The sequence below is a fragment of the Clostridium manihotivorum genome, from assembly GCF_004015185.1.
GTDB classification, from domain to species: Bacteria; Bacillota; Clostridia; order Clostridiales; family Clostridiaceae; genus Clostridium_AR; species Clostridium_AR manihotivorum.
Genome location: NZ_CP025746.1, coordinates 6087552 through 6106995, shown reverse-complemented (window position 1 = coordinate 6106995; position 19444 = coordinate 6087552). Strand labels below are relative to the sequence as shown.

The 19444-nt window shown below is 33.4% G+C and carries 18 protein-coding genes; all 18 read left to right on the top strand.

The window, feature by feature from the left end:
• Nucleotides 1-26: 26 nt before the first annotated feature.
• The 18 genes from C1I91_RS29295 (at nucleotide 27) to C1I91_RS26810 (ending at nucleotide 19417) form a co-directional block, all read left to right on the top strand.
• Nucleotides 27-542, top strand: a complete 516-nt coding sequence (locus C1I91_RS29295) for a hypothetical protein (protein ID WP_238475870.1) — start codon at nucleotides 27-29, stop codon at nucleotides 540-542.
• Between the two features lie 275 nt (nucleotides 543-817).
• Nucleotides 818-1510, top strand: coding sequence for a transposase (locus tag C1I91_RS26890; RefSeq protein ID WP_128215682.1), 693 nt, complete (start codon nucleotides 818-820; stop codon nucleotides 1508-1510).
• Between the two features lie 425 nt (nucleotides 1511-1935).
• Entirely contained in the window at nucleotides 1936-4758 is a 2823-nt protein-coding gene (uvrA, locus tag C1I91_RS26885) for an excinuclease ABC subunit UvrA (protein WP_128215681.1), read from the top strand.
• A gap of 501 nt (nucleotides 4759-5259) precedes the next feature.
• Nucleotides 5260-6510, top strand: a complete 1251-nt coding sequence (gene hisZ, locus C1I91_RS26880; RefSeq protein ID WP_128215680.1) for an ATP phosphoribosyltransferase regulatory subunit — start codon at nucleotides 5260-5262, stop codon at nucleotides 6508-6510.
• Nucleotides 6497-7153: an ATP phosphoribosyltransferase gene (gene hisG / locus C1I91_RS26875; RefSeq protein WP_128215679.1), complete on the top strand. Its 657-nt coding sequence runs from the start codon at nucleotides 6497-6499 to the stop codon at nucleotides 7151-7153. The genes hisZ and hisG overlap by 14 nt, the downstream gene beginning before the upstream one ends.
• A complete protein-coding gene (hisD, locus tag C1I91_RS26870; protein ID WP_128215678.1) occupies nucleotides 7146-8435 on the top strand; it encodes a histidinol dehydrogenase in 1290 nt (429 codons plus the stop codon). Before hisG ends, hisD begins: the two co-directional genes overlap by 8 nt.
• Nucleotides 8428-9489 (top strand): histidinol-phosphate transaminase, encoded by a 1062-nt coding sequence (gene hisC / locus C1I91_RS26865; RefSeq protein WP_128215677.1) that lies wholly within the window; start codon nucleotides 8428-8430, stop codon nucleotides 9487-9489. Before hisD ends, hisC begins: the two co-directional genes overlap by 8 nt.
• A 4-nt stretch (nucleotides 9490-9493) precedes the next feature.
• Nucleotides 9494-10081 carry an imidazoleglycerol-phosphate dehydratase HisB gene (gene hisB, locus C1I91_RS26860; protein ID WP_128215676.1) on the top strand — a complete coding sequence of 196 codons (588 nt, stop codon included), beginning with the start codon at nucleotides 9494-9496 and terminating at the stop codon, nucleotides 10079-10081.
• 109 nt (nucleotides 10082-10190) lie between these two features.
• Nucleotides 10191-10793: an imidazole glycerol phosphate synthase subunit HisH gene (gene hisH / locus C1I91_RS26855; protein WP_128215675.1), complete on the top strand. Its 603-nt coding sequence runs from the start codon at nucleotides 10191-10193 to the stop codon at nucleotides 10791-10793.
• Nucleotides 10790-11512: a 1-(5-phosphoribosyl)-5-[(5-phosphoribosylamino)methylideneamino]imidazole-4-carboxamide isomerase gene (gene hisA / locus C1I91_RS26850; protein ID WP_128215674.1), complete on the top strand. Its 723-nt coding sequence runs from the start codon at nucleotides 10790-10792 to the stop codon at nucleotides 11510-11512. Before hisH ends, hisA begins: the two co-directional genes overlap by 4 nt.
• A gap of 17 nt (nucleotides 11513-11529) precedes the next feature.
• Nucleotides 11530-12291 (top strand): imidazole glycerol phosphate synthase subunit HisF, encoded by a 762-nt coding sequence (gene hisF / locus C1I91_RS26845; protein WP_128215673.1) that lies wholly within the window; start codon nucleotides 11530-11532, stop codon nucleotides 12289-12291.
• A gap of 32 nt (nucleotides 12292-12323) precedes the next feature.
• A complete protein-coding gene (hisI, locus tag C1I91_RS26840) occupies nucleotides 12324-12629 on the top strand; it encodes a phosphoribosyl-AMP cyclohydrolase (protein ID WP_128215672.1) in 306 nt (101 codons plus the stop codon).
• 168 nt (nucleotides 12630-12797) lie between these two features.
• The gene (gene hisE, locus C1I91_RS26835; protein WP_128215671.1) at nucleotides 12798-13124 is read left to right on the top strand and encodes a phosphoribosyl-ATP diphosphatase; all 327 of its coding nucleotides are present in this window, start codon (nucleotides 12798-12800) and stop codon (nucleotides 13122-13124) included.
• Between the two features lie 392 nt (nucleotides 13125-13516).
• Nucleotides 13517-13957 carry an FHA domain-containing protein gene (locus tag C1I91_RS26830; RefSeq protein ID WP_128215670.1) on the top strand — a complete coding sequence of 147 codons (441 nt, stop codon included), beginning with the start codon at nucleotides 13517-13519 and terminating at the stop codon, nucleotides 13955-13957.
• Between the two features lie 31 nt (nucleotides 13958-13988).
• Complete coding sequence (locus C1I91_RS26825; RefSeq protein ID WP_128215669.1) at nucleotides 13989-15209, top strand: FtsW/RodA/SpoVE family cell cycle protein; 1221 nt, start codon at nucleotides 13989-13991, stop codon at nucleotides 15207-15209.
• Nucleotides 15210-15212: 3 nt separating this feature from the next.
• Entirely contained in the window at nucleotides 15213-16676 is a 1464-nt protein-coding gene (locus tag C1I91_RS26820; RefSeq protein ID WP_128215668.1) for a peptidoglycan D,D-transpeptidase FtsI family protein, read from the top strand.
• Between the two features lie 119 nt (nucleotides 16677-16795).
• On the top strand, nucleotides 16796-18661 hold the full coding sequence (gene uvrC, locus C1I91_RS26815; RefSeq protein WP_128215667.1) for an excinuclease ABC subunit UvrC: 1866 nt from the start codon (nucleotides 16796-16798) through the stop codon (nucleotides 18659-18661).
• Nucleotides 18662-18685: 24 nt separating this feature from the next.
• Complete coding sequence (locus C1I91_RS26810; RefSeq protein ID WP_128215666.1) at nucleotides 18686-19417, top strand: phosphatase; 732 nt, start codon at nucleotides 18686-18688, stop codon at nucleotides 19415-19417.
• Nucleotides 19418-19444 lie beyond the last annotated feature (27 nt).

Here is a 19444-nt window from a genome sequence, read left to right as displayed (position 1 = left end):
TATTTTTCGATTGGAGGAGATTTTTAATGTTACCTGTTTACTCTGGCGGCCATTCCGCCTATCAAAAATTTGTTGTTGAAATGCTTCGTAAATATTATCCTAATCCGGATGCTATCGCGCGTTCTACCTGGGATATCATTGATCGTTTCTGGAACCTAGACCTCTCATATACTGAAATACATCTGAAAAATAAATATTCCATTTTCGGTCCGAAGCCGAGAAATCCTTCTTGTATGCATAGATCATATCTTTTATCTATTGATTTTAAAGTTACTTCAGTAACTGATTGGGTTGCACAACTTAAGATCAACCCTCTTTATGCTATATTGAGCGGATTTGAAGTAGGCGACACTCCTGGTGTTGGTACTTTTTATGACTTCTTTAGCCGCTTATGGGATTCTGATAATAACAATCTTTCATCTCAGTTACAACCTTTAAAAACTTCTGTAAAAAAACCTAAAAAGAAAGGTTTAAAAGCTGATCCAGTTGAAAAGACAACAGTAGAACAACTATTAAAAGAATTACAAGGAGTATCTTTTTAAGTGATGAACAACCTTATAGTTCCCTTTTTAATTTATATAAAAATGAGTTTCTTAATCTTTCTATACAAAAGGGACTGATCAATACAGAGAACTTAGCTCTTGCAGGTGATGGCACACCAGTCGCTACCTCTGCAAGAGAACGAAAACACCGTGTATGTGATTGTATTTCCAAAGGTATTACTGACTGTACTTGCGATAGATTCTTTTCTCAGCCTGACTGTGACATCGGCTGGGATTCATCAAGAGACTGTTTTTATCATGGATATGATCTCTACATGTTTGTTGCATCTGATTCTGATAGTGATCTTCCAGTATTCCCTTTGTTTGGGCCAGCCTCAAGGCATGACTCCCATGGATTTCTCCATGCGTTTTTTCGCATGAAAAGTTTACTTCATGACTTTAAAATAGACAAAATTATTCTCGACTCTGCTCATGATGCCATGCCATTTTATGAATACTTCAAGCAAGAAGGAATAACTCCGTTTATTGACTTGAATGAGAAACGTGGCATCAAAGTTAAATATAAAGATGATTTTATCATTGGTAAAGATGGTATTCCCGTCTGCAGAGCAGGCCGTAAGATGAATCGTGATGGTGTTGAAAAAAAGAAACACCGTATCAAATTCCATTGTCCTCTAACAAGTAGAAAGTATGGATGTTCCTGCGAACACCCTTGTTCTGATTCCAAATACGGGAGAACGGTGCATCTGGCAATGAAAGATAATCCAAGATTGATAAACATCCCACCAAGGTATAGTAAAGAATGGAAAGTAGAATATAATTCAAGAACTTCCGTAGAACGTTCTAATAAACGACAAAAAATAGACTTTCTATTAGAAAGCGGCAGACACCGCTCTACTAAGATGTGGTACTGCCGCCTCTATAACATCTTGATGCTACAACATCTCAATGCCTGGGATCTGCCTTTTGAGTCAGATCTCAAAAAATTGATTTTGCAAGCCGCTTAATCAATACATAATTATTTTAAAACATAGCGGCAGCTATGTCTATTAGTTATGCGCATTTTTATTAATATTCCACATTCTCTGTAAATCTTTGGATAATATTCACTTTTTAATGTACGCTACCCCGATAGGACTATAATAATCACTCATAATTCCGAGAGACTATTATATTAAAATATTTAAGGGGTTTTAAGTTTTTTACCATCATTTTATTTGTAAAATTTCTAACTAAAAGTTGACTTATAAATTTTAAAGAATTAAAATAATTACATGCGAACTTATGTTCAAAGTTTTGTGCTTTTAGCCAATTTTTAATAAAGTGGTTAGAATTTGAGCAATAATGAAATAATTAAAAATGGTAACTAAGTACTTTGACCAATGATAAAGGTATAAATTTGATAGATAATACATAAGCAAGGAGAAATGATATGAAGGATAAGATAGTAATAAAGGGTGCTAAAGTACATAATCTAAAAAACGTATCTTTAGAGATTCCAAGAGATAAACTGGTTGTGTTTACGGGATTATCAGGATCAGGAAAGTCTTCACTAGCCTTTGATACACTTTATGCAGAAGGTCAAAGAAGGTATGTGGAGTCCCTATCAGCCTATGCTAGAATGTTTCTAGGACAGATGAATAAGCCGGATGTAGAGGCTATAGAAGGCTTGTCACCAGCTATATCTATAGACCAGAAAACTACTAGTAAGAATCCACGTTCAACAGTTGGAACTGTAACTGAGATATATGACTATCTAAGACTACTTTATGCGAGAGTTGGTACGCCACATTGTCCGAAGTGTGGAAAAGTTATATCGCAACAAAGTATAGATCAGATTGTTGACAAAGTAATGAGCTTTGAGGAAAGAACTAAGATACAAATATTGGCTCCAATAATACGTGGAAGAAAAGGAACTCATGAAAAGGTCTTAGAAAATATAAAGAAAAATGGATTTGTAAGAGCTAGAATAGATGGAGAAATTTATGATTTAACAGAGGATGAGGTTAAGTTAGAAAAAAATATAAAGCATTCTATTGAGGCTGTAATAGACAGACTAGTTGTAAAAGATGACATAGAAAGTAGACTTACGGATTCATTAGAAATAGCTCTTAAGTTAGCTGAGGGATTAGTTATAATTAATGTGGTAGGAGAACAGGATATATTATTTAGCGAGAAGTTTGCTTGTGCGGAATGTGGCATAAGTATAGATGAGTTAGAACCAAGATTATTTTCCTTCAATACTCCTTTTGGAAAATGTGATCATTGTGATGGTCTTGGTACTCTGATGGAGATTGACGAAGATCTTGTTATACCAAATAAAGAATTGAGTGTAATGGAAGGTGCTATAGCTTCTTGGGGTGAAGGAAGATTGGCAGAAGGAGCTTGGACCTATTCTGTTCTAAAGGCATTAGAGAAAAAGTACAATTTTGATCTAAATACGCCTATAAAGGACCTTCCTAGAGAAATAGTTGAATTATTACTTTATGGAACTAATGGAGAGAAGGTAGAAGTAGACTACACTAAAGAAGGAATATTAGGTAGGTATAATCACGCCTTTGATGGAGAGATAAACTCCTTAAAAAGAAGGTACATGGAGACTAACTCTGATGTAATAAAGTCAGATATAGAGCAATACATGAGTAATAATCCTTGTCCTAAGTGTAAAGGAGCTAGATTAAAACCTGAAGCTCTAGCTGTTACTGTAGGAGATAAAAATATAAATCAATTTACAAAGATGAGCATAAGAGATGAATTAGAGTTTATAAACTCCTTAGACTTATCAAATAAAAATAAAACTATAAGTGAACAAATAGTTAAAGAAATAAATTCAAGATTGAAGTTCTTAATAGATGTGGGATTAGACTACCTAGATCTAGCAAGAAGTTCTGGTACTTTATCCGGTGGAGAAGCTCAAAGAATAAGATTAGCAACTCAAATAGGTTCCCAATTGATGGGGGTATTATATATACTTGATGAGCCAAGTATAGGGCTTCACCAAAGAGATAATGATAGACTTATTGCTACGTTAAAGCACTTAAGAGACCTGGGAAATACTCTTGTAGTGGTTGAGCATGATGAAGATACTATGAAAGAAGCAGATTTTATAGTTGATATTGGACCAGGTGCTGGTGAGCATGGTGGTCAAATAATAGCAGCGGGGCCAATAGATGTTATAAAGAATACTAAGGATTCAATAACTGGTCAGTATCTTACTGGTGAGAAGAAAATTGAAGTACCTAATGAGAGAAGAAAGGGCAACGGGAACTTTATAACTATAAAAGGTGCGAAGGAAAACAACCTAAAGAATGTTAATGTTAAGATTCCACTAGGAACACTTACCATGGTTACTGGTGTGTCTGGATCAGGAAAAAGTACCTTGGTCAACGAAATTCTTTATAAGGGTCTTCACAAGATAGTGAATAAATCAAGGGCTATTCCAGGAGCTCATAAAGAGATATTAGGTTATGAAAATATTGATAAAATCATAGATATTGACCAAAGTCCTATAGGAAGAACTCCACGTTCTAACCCAGCTACTTACACTGGAACCTTTGATATAATAAGAGAACTTTTCTCAAATACAACAGAAGCTAAAATGAGAGGCTATAAGCAAGGAAGATTTTCTTTCAATGTTAAAGGTGGAAGATGTGAGGCTTGTAGCGGCGATGGTATAATAAAGATAGAAATGCAGTTTTTATCTGATGTATACGTGCCTTGTGAAGTTTGTAAAGGAAAGAGATACAACAGGGAAACTTTAGAAGTTAAGTATAAAGGTAAGAATATTGATGATGTATTAAATATGACAGTGGAAGAAGCACTTGATTATTTTGAAAATATACCAAGAATATATAATAAACTTAAGACTCTTCAAGATGTGGGACTAGGTTATATAAGATTAGGTCAGCCGTCAACCCAGTTATCTGGAGGAGAAGCACAAAGAATAAAACTTGCTACTGAACTTTCAAAGAGAAGTACAGGTAGAACGCTTTATATATTAGATGAGCCAACTACAGGACTTCATATTGATGATGTAAGTAGACTTGTAGAAATTCTTCAAAGACTAGTAGATGCCGGTAATACAGTAGTAGTTATTGAGCACAATTTAGATATGATAAAATGTGCTGATCATATAATTGATCTTGGTCCAGAAGGTGGAGAAAAGGGTGGTACAATAGTATGCCATGGAACTCCAGAAAAGATAGTACAGGTTGAAGAATCATATACTGGAAAGTATCTTAAAAAATATTTATAGAAATTATATAACTAAAGGGTTCAGTATTATACTGAGCCCTTTAATATATTAAAAGGAACATAAGTAATATTTGAGGCACAAGTAAAGATAATCAATCAGCCTGATAAGACTCAATATTGAGTCTACTCTTTCAAGTTCATAGGACAGGGCCCTCGAGGGTTTTTGAAGATATTCAATCAACAAAATGTTCAAGTTTAGATCCGTATGGTTAAATTGACAGTAAGATTAATTGTTGCTCTATACTTTAGCTGCAGTCTACATAGACTGCGGCTTTTTATATTACCATGTTCCTTATGTTATTAATATAACCTTCTGTGAAGAATTAATTCCTCTATATATAGTTAAATATATAGAAATCAAGGAAGTATATAACTTATAGGTAAGATAGATCACTTGCTTCTGTATATTGACAGAATATTTTATTTATAGTACTATTGTTTTAATGATTTATTAGTTTAGCATGTTAAAGTAATAGAGCGATGGAAAAGGTGGGCTATTTTTATGAATGTATGGAGAAAGTATGCGATTGAGGGAGCTCAGGATCTTTTATTTGATCAATGTGAAGTGAAAAATGAAGTTATATATAAATGCAGAAAGGTGTTTAGGAAGTACGGATTTAATGAAGTACAGACACCAACTCTAGAATTTTATGATGTTTTCAATTTTTCAAATCATCCAATAGATGATGAAAAGATATATAAGTTAGTAGATTTTAAAGGCAGAATATTAACTTTAAGGCCAGATTTGACAATTCCAATTGCAAGAGTTTATTCCACAAAACTAAAGACTGAAAATGCAATGCTAAGTTATGTTGGAGATGTTTATAGGGCAAATGAGCATAACCATGGAAGAAATAATCAGATAACTCAATGTGGTATAGAAATAATAGGTATTTCTAATATAAAAGCAGAAATATTGCTTATTTTAACAGCTATAGATACCTTTAAGGAGATTGGAATAGAAGAATTTAAAATTGAAATAGGTCAATGTAAGTTTTTTAAGGGAATACTTGAAACTTTAAGTTTTGACAAGGAAGAGGTATTAGAACTTGAAAGTCTTATAATGAATAAAAACTTAGGATCATTGTACTCTTTTTTAAATACTAAAAGAGATAAATTAGATGATGACCAGTATAGGCTTCTTAAAGTGCTTCCACAGTTATTCGGTGGAAAGGATGTAATAGCTGAAGCAGAAGAACTAGTAAACTCAGAGAAAGCTTTAAATGCCTTGAGAGATTTAAGATATATATACAATACCTTAGAATCCTTGGGATATTCACAGTATATATCTTTAGATCTTGCTATGATACAAAGTTTTAATTATTATACCGGAGCAATATTTAAAGGTTATATAAAAGAGCTTGGGGAAGAGATTCTTAGTGGCGGAAGATATGATGGCTTGGTTGGAGAGTTTGGAGAAGCTAGTGCAGCAGCAGGCTTAGCTATAAATGTAGATGAGGTACAAAAACTTTTATATGAGAGAGAAAAGCTTAAAAAGCCGGAGGAAGTAACTGGGGTAATTTTCTTTGAAAAAGATTCTTATGCCAATGCAATAAAAATAATGAATTTATTGAATAAAGGCAATGGCAATTGGCGGCTTAATATTCAAGAAAACTTTGAAGAAGTAGCAGATTATTGCAGAACCAAAGGAATACAGAGAATAATGAAGGTAAACAGCAATGAAGTAATTGAGTACAGATTAAATCCTAAAGGAGTTTTTATAGGAGAGATGTTTAAAAATGGGGAATATTAGAATAGCACTTACTAAAGGCAGACTTGAAAAAGATGCCATAAGTATCTTTGATGGTATAGGTATTGATACAAATGAATTAAAGAACAAAGGCAGAAAGTTAATATTAAAAAGTGAAAACTATCCTGTAGAATTTGTTTTAGCAAAAGCTCAAGATGTAATAACCTATGTAGAGCATGGAGTTGTGGATATGGGCATAGTAGGGAAAGACACCATTTTAGAAAACAATCCAGATTTTTATGAGGTGGTTGACTTAAATAAGGGAAAATGCTTTTTTGCCCTTGCATCTCTTGAGAGTTTCAGTACTTTGCCTAGTTACAAAAGAAAGGTTATAGCTACTAAATATCCTAAAGTAGCTCATGATTACTTTAGAGAAAAAGGTGAAGATGTAGAAATAATAAAGATTGAAGGCTCCGTAGAGCTTGCTCCAATATTAGGTTTAGCTGATGCTATAGTTGATATAGTAGAGACCGGAACCACTCTTAAAGAGAATGGACTTATAATCTTTGATAAGATTTGTGATATAAGTGCAAGATTAATTGTCAACAAAGCAAGTATGAAGATGAAAAAGAACTTAGTGCTAGACCTAGTAGATAAGATAGAGAAATTTCTACTTTTAAGTGAAGGAGAAGTTAAAAATGATTAAGATATATGAAGATGAAAGATCAATTGAACAATTTCTTGATTTGATGAAAAAAAGAAGTGAAGATGATAGCAAAGAGGCCTTAGAGGCCGTTGAAAATATAATAAGTTTGGTAAGAGCAGAGGGCGATGCGTCTGTAAGAGATTTTACAGAGAAGTTTGATGGAATAAGCCTCGGTGATATGAAGGTTAGCGAAAAAGAGATAGAAGAGGCTTTTGAAAATGTTTCAACTGATATAAAAGCTGCATTAGAAAAAGCAATAGCTAATATAGAGTATTTTCACAGAAAACAAATAAGACAGTCATGGATAAGTACAGAAGAGAATGGGGTTATGATGGGACAAAAGATAATACCTTTAGAGAAGGTAGGGGTTTATGTTCCTGGTGGAAGTGCTGCTTACCCATCTTCTGTTCTAATGAATGTTATACCTGCAAAGCTAGCTGGGGTAAAAAATATAGTTATGGTGACTCCTCCAAGAAAGGATGGGAGTATTGATGTAAATATATTAGTAGCTGCAAAGCTAGCTGGAGTAAGTGAGATCTATAAAGTAGGCGGGGCTCAGGCGATCGCAGCTCTTGCATACGGAACAGAGTCTATTCCTAAGGTTGACAAGATTGTTGGCCCTGGCAATATATATGTAGCTTTAGCTAAGAGGGTATGCTATGGAAAAGTTGACATAGATATGATAGCGGGGCCAAGTGAAATTACTATTGTATGCGATGATAAAGCAAATCCAAGATTCCTAGCAGCAGATTTAATGTCTCAGGCTGAGCATGATAAGCTTGCCTCATCAGTTCTTATAACAACAAGTAAAGCATTAGCAGAACAAGTTAATGATGAGATTATTAAACAGCTTCAAAACCTAAGTAGAAAGGATATAATAGAAGCTTCTCTAAAAAATTATGGAGGAATACTTATTGTCAATTCTTTAGGGGAGGCTATTGATTTATCAAATACAATTGCTCCTGAGCATTTAGAATTAATGATAGAAAATCCTTTATCTTATCTAGGTAAAGTGAAAAATGCAGGATCTATATTTCTAGGACAGTATAGCCCAGAACCTTTAGGAGACTATATGGCTGGACCTAATCATGTTCTGCCAACCAATGGAACAGCTAGATTCTTTTCACCTTTGTCAGTAGACGATTTTATAAAGAAGTCTAGTTATATATACTATACGGAAGATGCTCTTAAAGCCTTAAGTGAAAGTATAATGGTACTTGCAAAGGCTGAAGGCTTAGATGCACATGGTAATTCTATAAGAGTGAGGGTTGACAATGAATAGTTTGTTTAGAAAAGATTTAAGCGAATTTAAACCGTATGAGGCAGAAGAGAGTAATTGCAGTGTTATTTTAAATGCAAATGAGAGCTTTATAAATATAGGGCAACAGCTGGAAAAACAGATATTATCAACAATTAAAGAAATTAACCTCAATAGATATCCATCACCAACAGGGGAAAAGTTAAGAAGTGCATATGGTGATTATTCAGGCGTTGATAAAGAAAGCATAATGATAGGAAATGGTTCAGATGAACTTATTTCAATAATATGTAATACCTTTGTAAATAGCGGAGATAAGGTTATAAAGTTCAATCCTGATTTTTCTATGTATAAAATTTATGGAGTTATACATGGAGCTAAGGTGATAGAGTATGAACTAAAAGACGATTTTTCCTTAGATATAGAAAAATATATAGATTTTATAAATAATGAAGCACCAAAGGTTGTTTTTATATCGGTGCCCAATAACCCCACTGGAGGAATAATTAATAAGGAAGAACTACTAAAGATTGTGTCTTCAGTGAATTCTATAGTAGTCATAGACGAAGCTTATTTTGAGTTTTATGGAGAAACTTTAATAAATGAAATAAATAAATATAATAACTTAATAGTACTTAGAACTGCATCAAAAATAGGATTAGCAGCTCTAAGATTAGGTTTCTTAATAACAAATTCAGTTTTATTAAGAGAGTTATACAAGGTTAAACCTCCGTACAATGTTAATGCTATTACACAGGAGATAGGTACATTATTGTATACCAATAAGGATTTACTTCAAGCTAACGTAGAGGCGATTTTAAAAGAAAAAGACTTATTGGAAACAGCCTTGAAGAACTTAGCAAGTAGATTTGGTTTTAATGTATATCCTAGCAGTACTAACTTTATATTAATTGAATTGAAGGAAGCAAAAGCTCTTTATGAGTACTTAGAAAGTATGGGAGTTGCAGTAAGATTCTTTGGTAAGGGTAGATTAGAGAATTGTATAAGAGTTACTGTTGGAAGCGGTGTTGAAAATATGGTGTTAGTTAAAAAAATTAATGATTTTCTAGGAGCTTGATTGTATGAGAGAAGCAAAGATGTTGAGGAAAACAAGTGAAACTGATATTGAAGTTAGTGTGAAATTAGATGGGGAAGGCGTTTACGAAATAAATACGGGAATTGGATTCTTTGATCATATGCTTTCTTTGATGAGCAGGCATTCACTTATGGATATAAAAATATCGGCTAAGGGCGACCTGTATATAGATGGACATCATACAGTAGAGGATGTAGGTATAACCTTAGGTAAGGTATTAAAGGATGCACTGGGAGATAAAGCTGGTATAAAGAGATATGGAACTTCTTATGTACCAATGGATGAAGCTTTAGCTTTAGTATCTTTAGATTTAAGTGGAAGGGATTATTTAGTTTTTGATGCACCTATAGATACTAGTAAGACCTTAGGAACTTATGACGTAGAGTTAACAGAAGAGTTTTTCAGAGCGGTAGCAGCTAACTGTGGTATAACTCTTCACTGTAAGGTTTTGTATGGTAAAAATAATCATCATATGATAGAGGCTCTTTTCAAAGCTTTTGGAAGAGCGCTTAGAGAGGCTGTAGCTTATGATGAAAAAATAAAAGGTGTTATGTCTACAAAAGGAGTTTTATAAGCTGTTTTTTACTGTTAAAGAAGGTCGCTTTATAGAATTTTTTTTCATTTGATTTCAACAATAATCAGAAACACTACCTTATATAAAGGTAAGTAAATGAGGTGAAATAATGATTTCAATAATAGATTATGGTATAGGAAACCTGAGAAGTGTTGAAAAAGCTCTTTGGAGCCTAGGGATAGAGGCAAAGATAACTAGTGATGTGAAAGAGATAAAAGCTAGTAAAGGAATAATACTTCCAGGAGTAGGGGCCTTTCCTGCAGCTATGGCTAACCTAAGGGAGAGAGGTCTTGATTTTTTCCTTAAGGAAGAGGTTAAAAGCGGTAAGCCCCTTATAGGGATATGCCTAGGAATGCAATTACTATTTGATTCTAGTGATGAAGTTAGATATACAGAAGGGTTAGGGTTAATAGATGGACATGTGAAAAAGTTTGATATAAAGGAAAAAGTGCCTCATATGGGGTGGAACAAGTTAAAATTTAACGTTCCAAGTGAGACGCTGAAAGGTATAACTGAGGGAAGTTATGTGTATTTTGTTCATTCCTTTTACGCACAGACAGATAATGCTAATGTGAATGCATATGCTGAATATGAGATAGAAGTACCTGCTATAGTTTCAAAGGAAAACGTAATAGGATTTCAATTTCATCCTGAAAAAAGTGGAGAAGTGGGACTTAATATATTAAATAACCTAAAGGGGCTGATAAGATGATAATAATACCTGCTATAGATTTAAAGGATGGAAAGTGTGTAAGGCTTTATAAAGGAGAAGAAGACAGTACGCATGTAGTGGCAGAGGATCCTATCAAGATATCAAGACAATTTGAGGAACAAGGCGCAGAGTTCATACATGTTGTTGACTTAAATGGGGCTTTTAGCGGTGAACAAGTTAATCTGCCTATTATAGAGAGTATAGTAAAGAGTGTAAAAATTCCTGTTGAAGTTGGTGGGGGAATAAGATCTATAGAAGCCATAGAAAATTTGATTTCTATTGGTGTTAAAAGAGTGATATTAGGTACTTCTGCTGTTAGTAATAAAGAGCTTTTAGAATTAGCTTTAGATAAATATGGAGAAAAGATAGCTGTAGGAATAGATGCTGCCAACGGTTATGTAGCTATTAAGGGATGGGTTGAAGTTACAGAGAAAAATTATATTGACTTTGCAAAGGAGCTTGAGTCATTGGGAGTAAAGACCTTTATTGTTACGGATATATCTAAGGATGGAACACTTGAAGGGCCTAACTTAGATATGCTTAAGCAGCTAAAAGACAATATACTTGCTGCGAATATAATAGCATCTGGAGGAATTAAAGACCTTAATCACATTGGTAAATTAAAGAAATTAGATTTATATGGAGCTATAACTGGAAAGGCTATATATTCAGGAAATTTAGATCTAGATAAGGCCATAAGTCTCACAAAAGAAGATTAATAAAGGGGGGATTTATAATGATAACAAAAAGAATAATACCTTGCTTAGATGTTAAGATGGGGAGAGTGGTCAAGGGAATAAACTTTGTAGGGCTTAAAGATGTAGGAGATCCTGTTGAGATAGCTAAGTTTTACAATGATGAAGGCGCAGATGAGCTAGTTTTTCTAGATATAACAGCAAGTCATGAAGGAAGAAAAACTATGATAGATGTGGTTGAGAGAACAGCAAATGAAGTTTTTATTCCATTAACTGTTGGTGGAGGAATAAGTACCATAGAAGATATAAAAGCAATACTTAGAGCTGGTGCTGACAAGATTTCTATAAACTCTGCAGCCCTAAGGAATCCTAATTTAATAACAGAAGGTGCAGAGCTTTTCGGAGAGCAATGTATCGTGGTAGCTATAGATGGAAAGAAAAGATCTGATGGAAGTGGATGGAATATATTTATTAATGGTGGAAGAATAGATACAGGGGTAGATGCTATAGAGTATGCCAAGGAAGCAGCTAGAAGAGGAGCAGGAGAAATATTATTAACAAGTATGGATGCAGACGGTACTAAAAATGGTTACGACATTGAGTTTTTAAATGCCATATGTGGTTCTATTAATATACCTGTAATAGCCTCAGGAGGGTGCGGAGAAATATCACATATCAGCGAAGTTTTTAAGAAAACCAATTCAGACGCAGCATTAGCTGCTTCAATATTCCACTACAAAGAAGCATCCATCGGTGATGTAAAGAAATATCTGAAAAAAGACAATATTGAGGTTAGGATATAAGTTTAATAACTTTTATTACCAGGAGGGGTATTATGGAACCTAATTTTGAAAAGGGCTTGGTACCTGCAATAATTGTAGATGAAAGCACTAACGAAGTCCTAATGCTAGCATATATGAATGAAGAATCTTACAAGAAAACTATCGAGACAAAGACTACTTGGTTCTTTAGTCGATCAAGAAATAAACTATGGAATAAGGGAGAGACTTCAGGACATTTTCAAACGGTTAAGGAAATCCTTATTGATTGTGATGAAGATACTCTCTTAATTAAAGTAGAACAAATAGGTGCTGCTTGTCACACAGGTGAGAGAACCTGCTTTTATAGGAAGATTTTATAAAGGTATTATGTTGTTCTTTAGAAAACTATATTTTGCTGTCTAGTAAAGTATAAAAAAAGATAAAACTGTGGATAAGCATCTGTAGATGGTTTAAATTTAGGTATCTCGGTTTTATTGTGAATAGCAAGTAAGCATAGATTAAATATAGAATTGGAGGAGAGAATAACTATGGACGATTCTCTTAAAAAACTTTATGAAGTCATAAAGCTAAGAAAAGATAACCCTATGGAAGGTTCCTATACAAACTATTTATTTTCAAAAGGTAGAGATAAGATATTGAAAAAGGTAGGAGAAGAGTGTACTGAGGTCATAATAGAAGGAAAGAATGATAACAAGGAAAATGGCATTAGTGAAGTTTGCGATTTGATATATCATACTTTGGTCTTAATGGCTGATATGGGGATAGAAATTGAAGACATATATACCGAGTTAGACAGAAGAAGTGAAAAAATGGGTAATCTAAAAAGCGAAAGAAAAGATATAGAAATTCTATAGATATAGTAGGACAAATTGAAATATATAAATCAATAAAAATACCATATAATATTTAAAATTATAGTTAGAATTTTTCAAGACAATAAAATGTCATCATATTAAAAAAATCACTAATGAAAATAGCATTAGTGATTTTTTTAATTAAAGGGCATCAATATAATGTGTTATAAATATATTATACAGTAAAAAGGGTGAATTTATATTACTTTATTTATAAAAATATTAAAACTTAGGGCTTTTTAATATCTTAAGAAAATATAAATTTTTTATATGAAAACGTATGAATTGCATTTTGTCATGATTTAAGATGATTTTTATTGTATAATCAATATGGAGAAAGAAGAGAATAAAATATAGGATAATACTGGTTAAAGATAATTTGAGGTGAAAATATGGATTTTAAGAAGATAAGTAGTGTAATTTTTGGAGTTATTTTTATAATTATTCTTTACGTAATTATTTATTATGCTCTAAAAATAATGTACAAGGATGTTAAAACTGGTGGGAAAAGGAGACCTAGCAAATCAAAAAAGGTTCATGGAATTGAAGTTATTAAAGCTTTAGAGAATCATGACCTTAAACCAGGTTCTGTTATACCAGTTATGAATAGTATAACCATAGGAAGAAGAGATGATAACTCCATAGTTTTAAACGACCAATTTGTTTCGGGCCACCATGCAAAGTTATATTTAAGAAATGATGATTTTATTTTAGAAGATCTCAATAGTACGAATGGTACCTTTGTTAATGATAATAAGATAACGGGAAGAGTAAAGTTAAAAGTTGAGGATGAAATAAAGTTCGGAGGTACTATTTTTAGAGTTATAGATTAAAAACAAACTTTGTCAGGCTTGAGGTGATTATATGAGTTCAGTAAAATATGAAAGAAGATTACTTTTTATATCATATCTTTTATGTATAGCGCTATTTGGAGATTTGGCGTTCTTAAAAACTCCAGTTGACATAGGAGCATTAATTATGGGAGGAGTAGTTATTATTCTAATAACTTATGCTCATTTTGTAATACGACGTTTTTTCCCAGATGGAGATAAGTTCCTATTAATTTTTTCAGCAATACTTTCATTTATTGGAATAGCTATGCTCTACAGAATAAATCCCCAGTTTGCAGTAAAGCAGCTTATATGGTTTATAATTGGCATAACCTCTTACATACTTATTGTGGTGATTGTTCCTGATTTAAGAAGCTTCATAAAATATAAATACGTATTTCTAGGAGTTACTGCAGTATTTATGCCTATGGCTCTGTTTATAGGAAGTGAAGTATATGGAGCTAAGAATTGGGTTAAGATAGGTAGCTTTAGCTTTCAGCCTTCAGAGATAGGAAAGATATTTTTTGTTTTATACTTATCTTCTGCATTATCTAAGTATGAAGATAAAAAAAATATACTAGAAGACTTTAAGCAGCTTGTAGAGCCGGCTGCAGTTGTAATGGCTGTACTAGGTTGTATGGTACTTCAAAGAGATTTAGGATCAGCACTTATATTTTTTGGTATCGCAGTAACTATGCTGTTCATAGCTACAGGAAAACTGAAGTATGTAGTTACTTGTTTATTATTGTTTGCTGCAGGGGCAAGTGTTAGTTATAAGCTCTTTGCTCATGTAAGAAAAAGAGTGATAATATGGAAGGACTTATGGAAATATGCTAACGATCAGAGTTACCAGATAGTTCAAGGTCTATTCTCTATATCCTCAGGTGGATTCTTTGGAGCTGGGCTTGGACAAGGATACCCTGGATTTGTTCCTGTTAGAGAATCAGATTTTATTTTTGCAATTATTTGTGAAGAGTTCGGAATAATATTTGCTATAGGAATAATGCTTCTTTATTTTTTGCTTTTTTATAGAGGTATGAGAGCTGCTTTAACGACTGATGATAGATTTTCCCAGTTAAATGCAGTTGGATTTAGTGCTATGATAGCTATGCAGGTATTAGTTATTGTTGGTGGGGTTTTTGCAGTTATACCTCTTACAGGAATAACACTTCCTTTGATAAGTTATGGTGGTACTTCAATGATGACTATGTTTTTTGCATTAGGAATATTGCAGAAGATTTCAGAGGAGGGCTAGAATATGAAGGATTTATCAAACAGTATAAAAAAAGTATTGGTTGTTTATCTTGTTCTGATTTTGGCTCTTATAACATATATAGCTTATTTTCAATTGTTTAAAGCTAGTGATATTGCGGCAAGACCAGAGAATCAGAGATTATGGGCCAAAAGAAATGAAGTTTTAAGAGGAACTATATACGATAGAAATAAAAATCCTCTAACAGCTTCTTCAAAGAAGGATTTATTAACTCAGAATAGAGAATATAAAGGTGGAGCTGTTTATGCGCAGGTATTAGGATATGTAAATCCTAAGTATCGTCTTTCAGGACTAGAGAGTAAATATGATGAACAGCTTACTGACTATCATAGTGCTACACTTAAAGCCTTCTTAAAGTCTTTAAATGTAATAGATGCCTTTAAGAATAGAAATAATACAGAGGAAAAAATAGGAAATAGTATAGTTACTACCCTAGATGATAAGATACAAAAAGCAGCTTTTGACGCCTTAGGTGACAATAAGGGAGCGGCGGTAGTATTAAATCCTAAGACAGGGGAGATACTTGCAATGGTGTCAAAACCATCCTATGACCCTAACAATCTGGATGAGGTTATGAAACAGGCTAATTCAGGAAGTTATGGTGATTCTCCTCTTATAAACAGAGCTGTTATTGGAATGTATCCTCCAGGATCTACTTTTAAAATAGTTACTTTAGCTTCGGCTATAGATAACTTACCAGGAGTTACAAACAGGACTTTTAATGATACTGGTAAAATTATTTTTAATTCCAAGCAGTCCTTAAGTAATTTAGACGGACATGTATATGGAACTCTAAGCTTAAAGCAGGCTTTAGCGGTTTCTTCTAACTTTGTATTTGGTAATTTGGCGTTAGAATTAGGAAATGATAAATTAAAAGCAACAGCGGAAAAGTTTGGCTTTAATGATACGATTCCTACTGATGGAATAGCACTTGAAAAAAGTGAATTTCCAACTTTAAAAAGTTATGAAAAAGGAAGTATAGCTCAATCTGGAATAGGTCAAAGTAGTGTTTTAGCTACGCCTACCCAAATGGCTCTAGTTGCAAGTACGATTGCCAATGGCGGTATAATGATGGAGCCACAGCTTGTAAGTCAAGTGTTGAATAAAGATGGAGAGCTTGTAAGTAAGACATCTCCTAAGGTAGCTAGAAATGTAATTTCTCAAAATACAGCCAATACCATAAGAGATTATATGAAGTATTTGGTTGATGATAGAGTAACAAGAGATTGGAAAAACTATTTTGGTGGTACAAATGCTGCCGGAAAGACTGGAACAGCCGATTATCAGATAAATGGTAAAGATGGAGTGCCACACTCCTGGTTCATAGGCTTTGCACCAGCAGACAATCCTCAAATAGCTTTTGCTGTAATAATAGAAGGTGGCGGAGCTGGTGGTGGAAAGGCTGCTCAGGCCGCAGGAACAATAACCAAGGCAGCCTTAAATAAGTAATAAAGTTAAGTTTTAGATAAACATTATAGGGTAATCTGTATTTGTTTATCTAAAACTTATGCCCATATTTAAATATATATTTTTATGATTTGCGCAACATATGATTAGGAGGTGAAAAAATGTTTGATTTTGAACATCAATTAAAAATACTACCAGATAAACCTGGAGTTTACATAATGAAAAATTCCTTAGGCGAAATTATATATGTAGGAAAAGCTAAGATACTTAAGAATAGAGTTAGACAGTATTTTCAAAATTCTAAAAATCACTCAGAAAAGACAAGAGCCTTGGTTAAGAATATTTCTGAATTTGAATATATAGTAACAGATTCAGAAATGGAGGCTCTACTACTTGAATGCAATCTTATAAAAAAATACAGTCCAAAGTATAACATAGCTTTGAAAGATGATAAGTTTTATCCATTTATAAAAATAACAACTAATGAAGACTTTCCTAGAGTATATGTAACTAGAAATTATGCAAAGGATGGAAACAGGTATTTTGGACCATACACAAATGTTCCTGCTGTTTATGAAACAATAGGTATGATAAAAAAGGCATTTCCCTTAAGAACCTGTAAGAGGATTATTACTGAAGATGGAGAAAAGACTAGGCCATGTCTAAACTACCATATAAAGCAATGTAATGCGCCTTGTGGAGGCTATGTATCTAAAGCTGAGTACGGAAGGATGATCGAAGATATAATCAATATATTAAGTGGTAAGGATACGGAACTGGTAAAGGGCTTAAAAAGTGAGATGAACATAGCAGCAGAAAATCTTGAGTTTGAAAAAGCTGCAAAGCTTAGAGATAAGATATTATCCATAGAGTTTATAAGCGAAAAACAAAAGATGTTTACTGCTAGAGAGGCTGATGAAGACTTTATAAATGTTTATAGTGATGAAAAAGACATCTGTATTCAGGTATTTTTCCTAAGAGAAGGAAAGATAACTGGAAGAGAACATTTTATGTTTCAAGATAAAGCTAATGATGAGGTTGGAGAAGTCATATCTGAATTTATAACCTCCTTTTATGGTGGAACCGCTCAGTTGCCTAAGAACGTTTATGTGCCAGACATACAGGATATTGACCTTATGGAAGAGTTCTTAACAATAAAAAAAGGATCGAAGGTTTGGATCAAGATTCCTAAAAAGGGCGAAAAGAAGGATATGCTTGAGATGGTTCAGAACAATGCAAAAATGACCTTGGAGCAATTTAAGGATAAGATGTTAAAGGATAAGGAAATTAACAAGGTATCCTTAGATGAACTTGCATTTCTCTTAAATCTTGAAAGCATTCCTACAAGAATAGAATCCTATGATATATCTAATATTCAAGGTGTAGATTCAGTAGGAACAATGGTGGTTTTCGAAGAAGGAAAGCCTAAGAATTCTGATTATAGAAGATTTAAGATAAAGACTGTTAAAGGTGCAAATGACTATGATAGCATGAGGGAAATATTAGAAAGAAGGTTTTCTCACGGTCTAGAAGAAATAAAAGCAATTCAAGAGAGAAACCTAGAGTTCTCAAAGGGTAAGTTTTCTATATTCCCAGACCTCATAATGATGGATGGAGGTAAAGGACAAGTAAATGTAGCTCTTGAAGTATTAGAGAAGTTTGGCATAGACATACCTGTTTGTGGAATGGTTAAGGATGATAAGCATCAGACTAGAGGGCTTATATATAACAATGAGGAACTTATTTTAAATAGAGGTTCAAATTTAATGCACATGATAACCAGAATACAGGATGAAGTACATAGGTTTGCTATAACATACCACCGTTCCCTTAGAGATAAGAGAACCTTGCATTCAATTCTTGAAGATATTCCTAATATAGGAGAAAAGCGAAGAAAAGAACTACTCATGAAGTTTGGAAGTGTAGAAAATATAAAAAATGCTACCTTTGAGGAATTGCTTGAGACTCCTAGCATAGATAAGAAGGCTGCTGAAAGCATAAGGGGATATTTCGCATCAAAAAAATAATTTGAAGAGGAGACTTTAATTTATATGAACTATGTTTTAGATACCCATACGCACACAATTGTAAGCGGTCATGCATATACTACATGGTTAGAAAATATAAAGTGGGCATCAGAGAATGGTATAGAAGTGTTAGCAACAACTGATCATGGTCCTAATATGCCAGGAGGACCGCATATATTTTATTTTAATAATCTAAAAACACTTCCAAGAGAGCTTTATGGAGTTATTCACTTAAGAGGCTGTGAAGCCAATATCGTTGATTATGAGGGCAATTTAGATATACCACAAAGAACCCAAGCTAATATGGATATTTTAATAGCTAGCCTACATGATGTTTGTATAAAAGCGGGAAGTAGAGAAGAGAATACAAAAGCACTAATTAATGCAATGAACAATCCACTAATCGATATCATGGGGCATACAGGTAATACATTTTTTCCAATATATGAGGAAGAAGTTGTAAAGAAGGCTAAGGCTGAGGATAAGATAATTGAAATAAATAACAGCTCATTCAAGTCTAGACCAGGCAGTGAAGCTACTTGTTTAAAGATAGCAAAGCTTTGTGCAGATTATGGGGTTAAAATTGTTTTAAGCTCTGACGCTCATGTGTGCTTTAATATAGGTAAATTCCCTATTGCGCAGAAGATAATAGAGGAAGCAAAGGTTCCAGAAGAGTTAATATTAAATACGAATAAAGATAAAATTTTAATTTACTTAAAGAAAAAAGGCAAACTTTCTGATTTAAGCCTTGATTAAAGGGCAATAATTACTTTATACTATTTA

Bases quoted from the DNA above. Each gene is read 5' to 3' on its own strand.
- C1I91_RS29295 (WP_238475870.1), top strand. From the start codon at position 27: ATGTTACCTGTTTACTCTGGCGGCCATTCCGCCTATCAAAAATTTGTT.
- C1I91_RS26890 (WP_128215682.1), top strand. From the start codon at position 818: ATGTTTGTTGCATCTGATTCTGATAGTGATCTTCCAGTATTCCCTTTG.
- uvrA (WP_128215681.1), top strand. From the start codon at position 1,936: ATGAAGGATAAGATAGTAATAAAGGGTGCTAAAGTACATAATCTAAAA.
- hisZ (WP_128215680.1), top strand. From the start codon at position 5,260: ATGAATGTATGGAGAAAGTATGCGATTGAGGGAGCTCAGGATCTTTTA.
- hisG (WP_128215679.1), top strand. From the start codon at position 6,497: ATGGGGAATATTAGAATAGCACTTACTAAAGGCAGACTTGAAAAAGAT.
- hisD (WP_128215678.1), top strand. From the start codon at position 7,146: ATGATTAAGATATATGAAGATGAAAGATCAATTGAACAATTTCTTGAT.
- hisC (WP_128215677.1), top strand. From the start codon at position 8,428: ATGAATAGTTTGTTTAGAAAAGATTTAAGCGAATTTAAACCGTATGAG.
- hisB (WP_128215676.1), top strand. From the start codon at position 9,494: ATGAGAGAAGCAAAGATGTTGAGGAAAACAAGTGAAACTGATATTGAA.
- hisH (WP_128215675.1), top strand. From the start codon at position 10,191: ATGATTTCAATAATAGATTATGGTATAGGAAACCTGAGAAGTGTTGAA.
- hisA (WP_128215674.1), top strand. From the start codon at position 10,790: ATGATAATAATACCTGCTATAGATTTAAAGGATGGAAAGTGTGTAAGG.
- hisF (WP_128215673.1), top strand. From the start codon at position 11,530: ATGATAACAAAAAGAATAATACCTTGCTTAGATGTTAAGATGGGGAGA.
- hisI (WP_128215672.1), top strand. From the start codon at position 12,324: ATGGAACCTAATTTTGAAAAGGGCTTGGTACCTGCAATAATTGTAGAT.
- hisE (WP_128215671.1), top strand. From the start codon at position 12,798: ATGGACGATTCTCTTAAAAAACTTTATGAAGTCATAAAGCTAAGAAAA.
- C1I91_RS26830 (WP_128215670.1), top strand. From the start codon at position 13,517: ATGGATTTTAAGAAGATAAGTAGTGTAATTTTTGGAGTTATTTTTATA.
- C1I91_RS26825 (WP_128215669.1), top strand. From the start codon at position 13,989: ATGAGTTCAGTAAAATATGAAAGAAGATTACTTTTTATATCATATCTT.
- C1I91_RS26820 (WP_128215668.1), top strand. From the start codon at position 15,213: ATGAAGGATTTATCAAACAGTATAAAAAAAGTATTGGTTGTTTATCTT.
- uvrC (WP_128215667.1), top strand. From the start codon at position 16,796: ATGTTTGATTTTGAACATCAATTAAAAATACTACCAGATAAACCTGGA.
- C1I91_RS26810 (WP_128215666.1), top strand. From the start codon at position 18,686: ATGAACTATGTTTTAGATACCCATACGCACACAATTGTAAGCGGTCAT.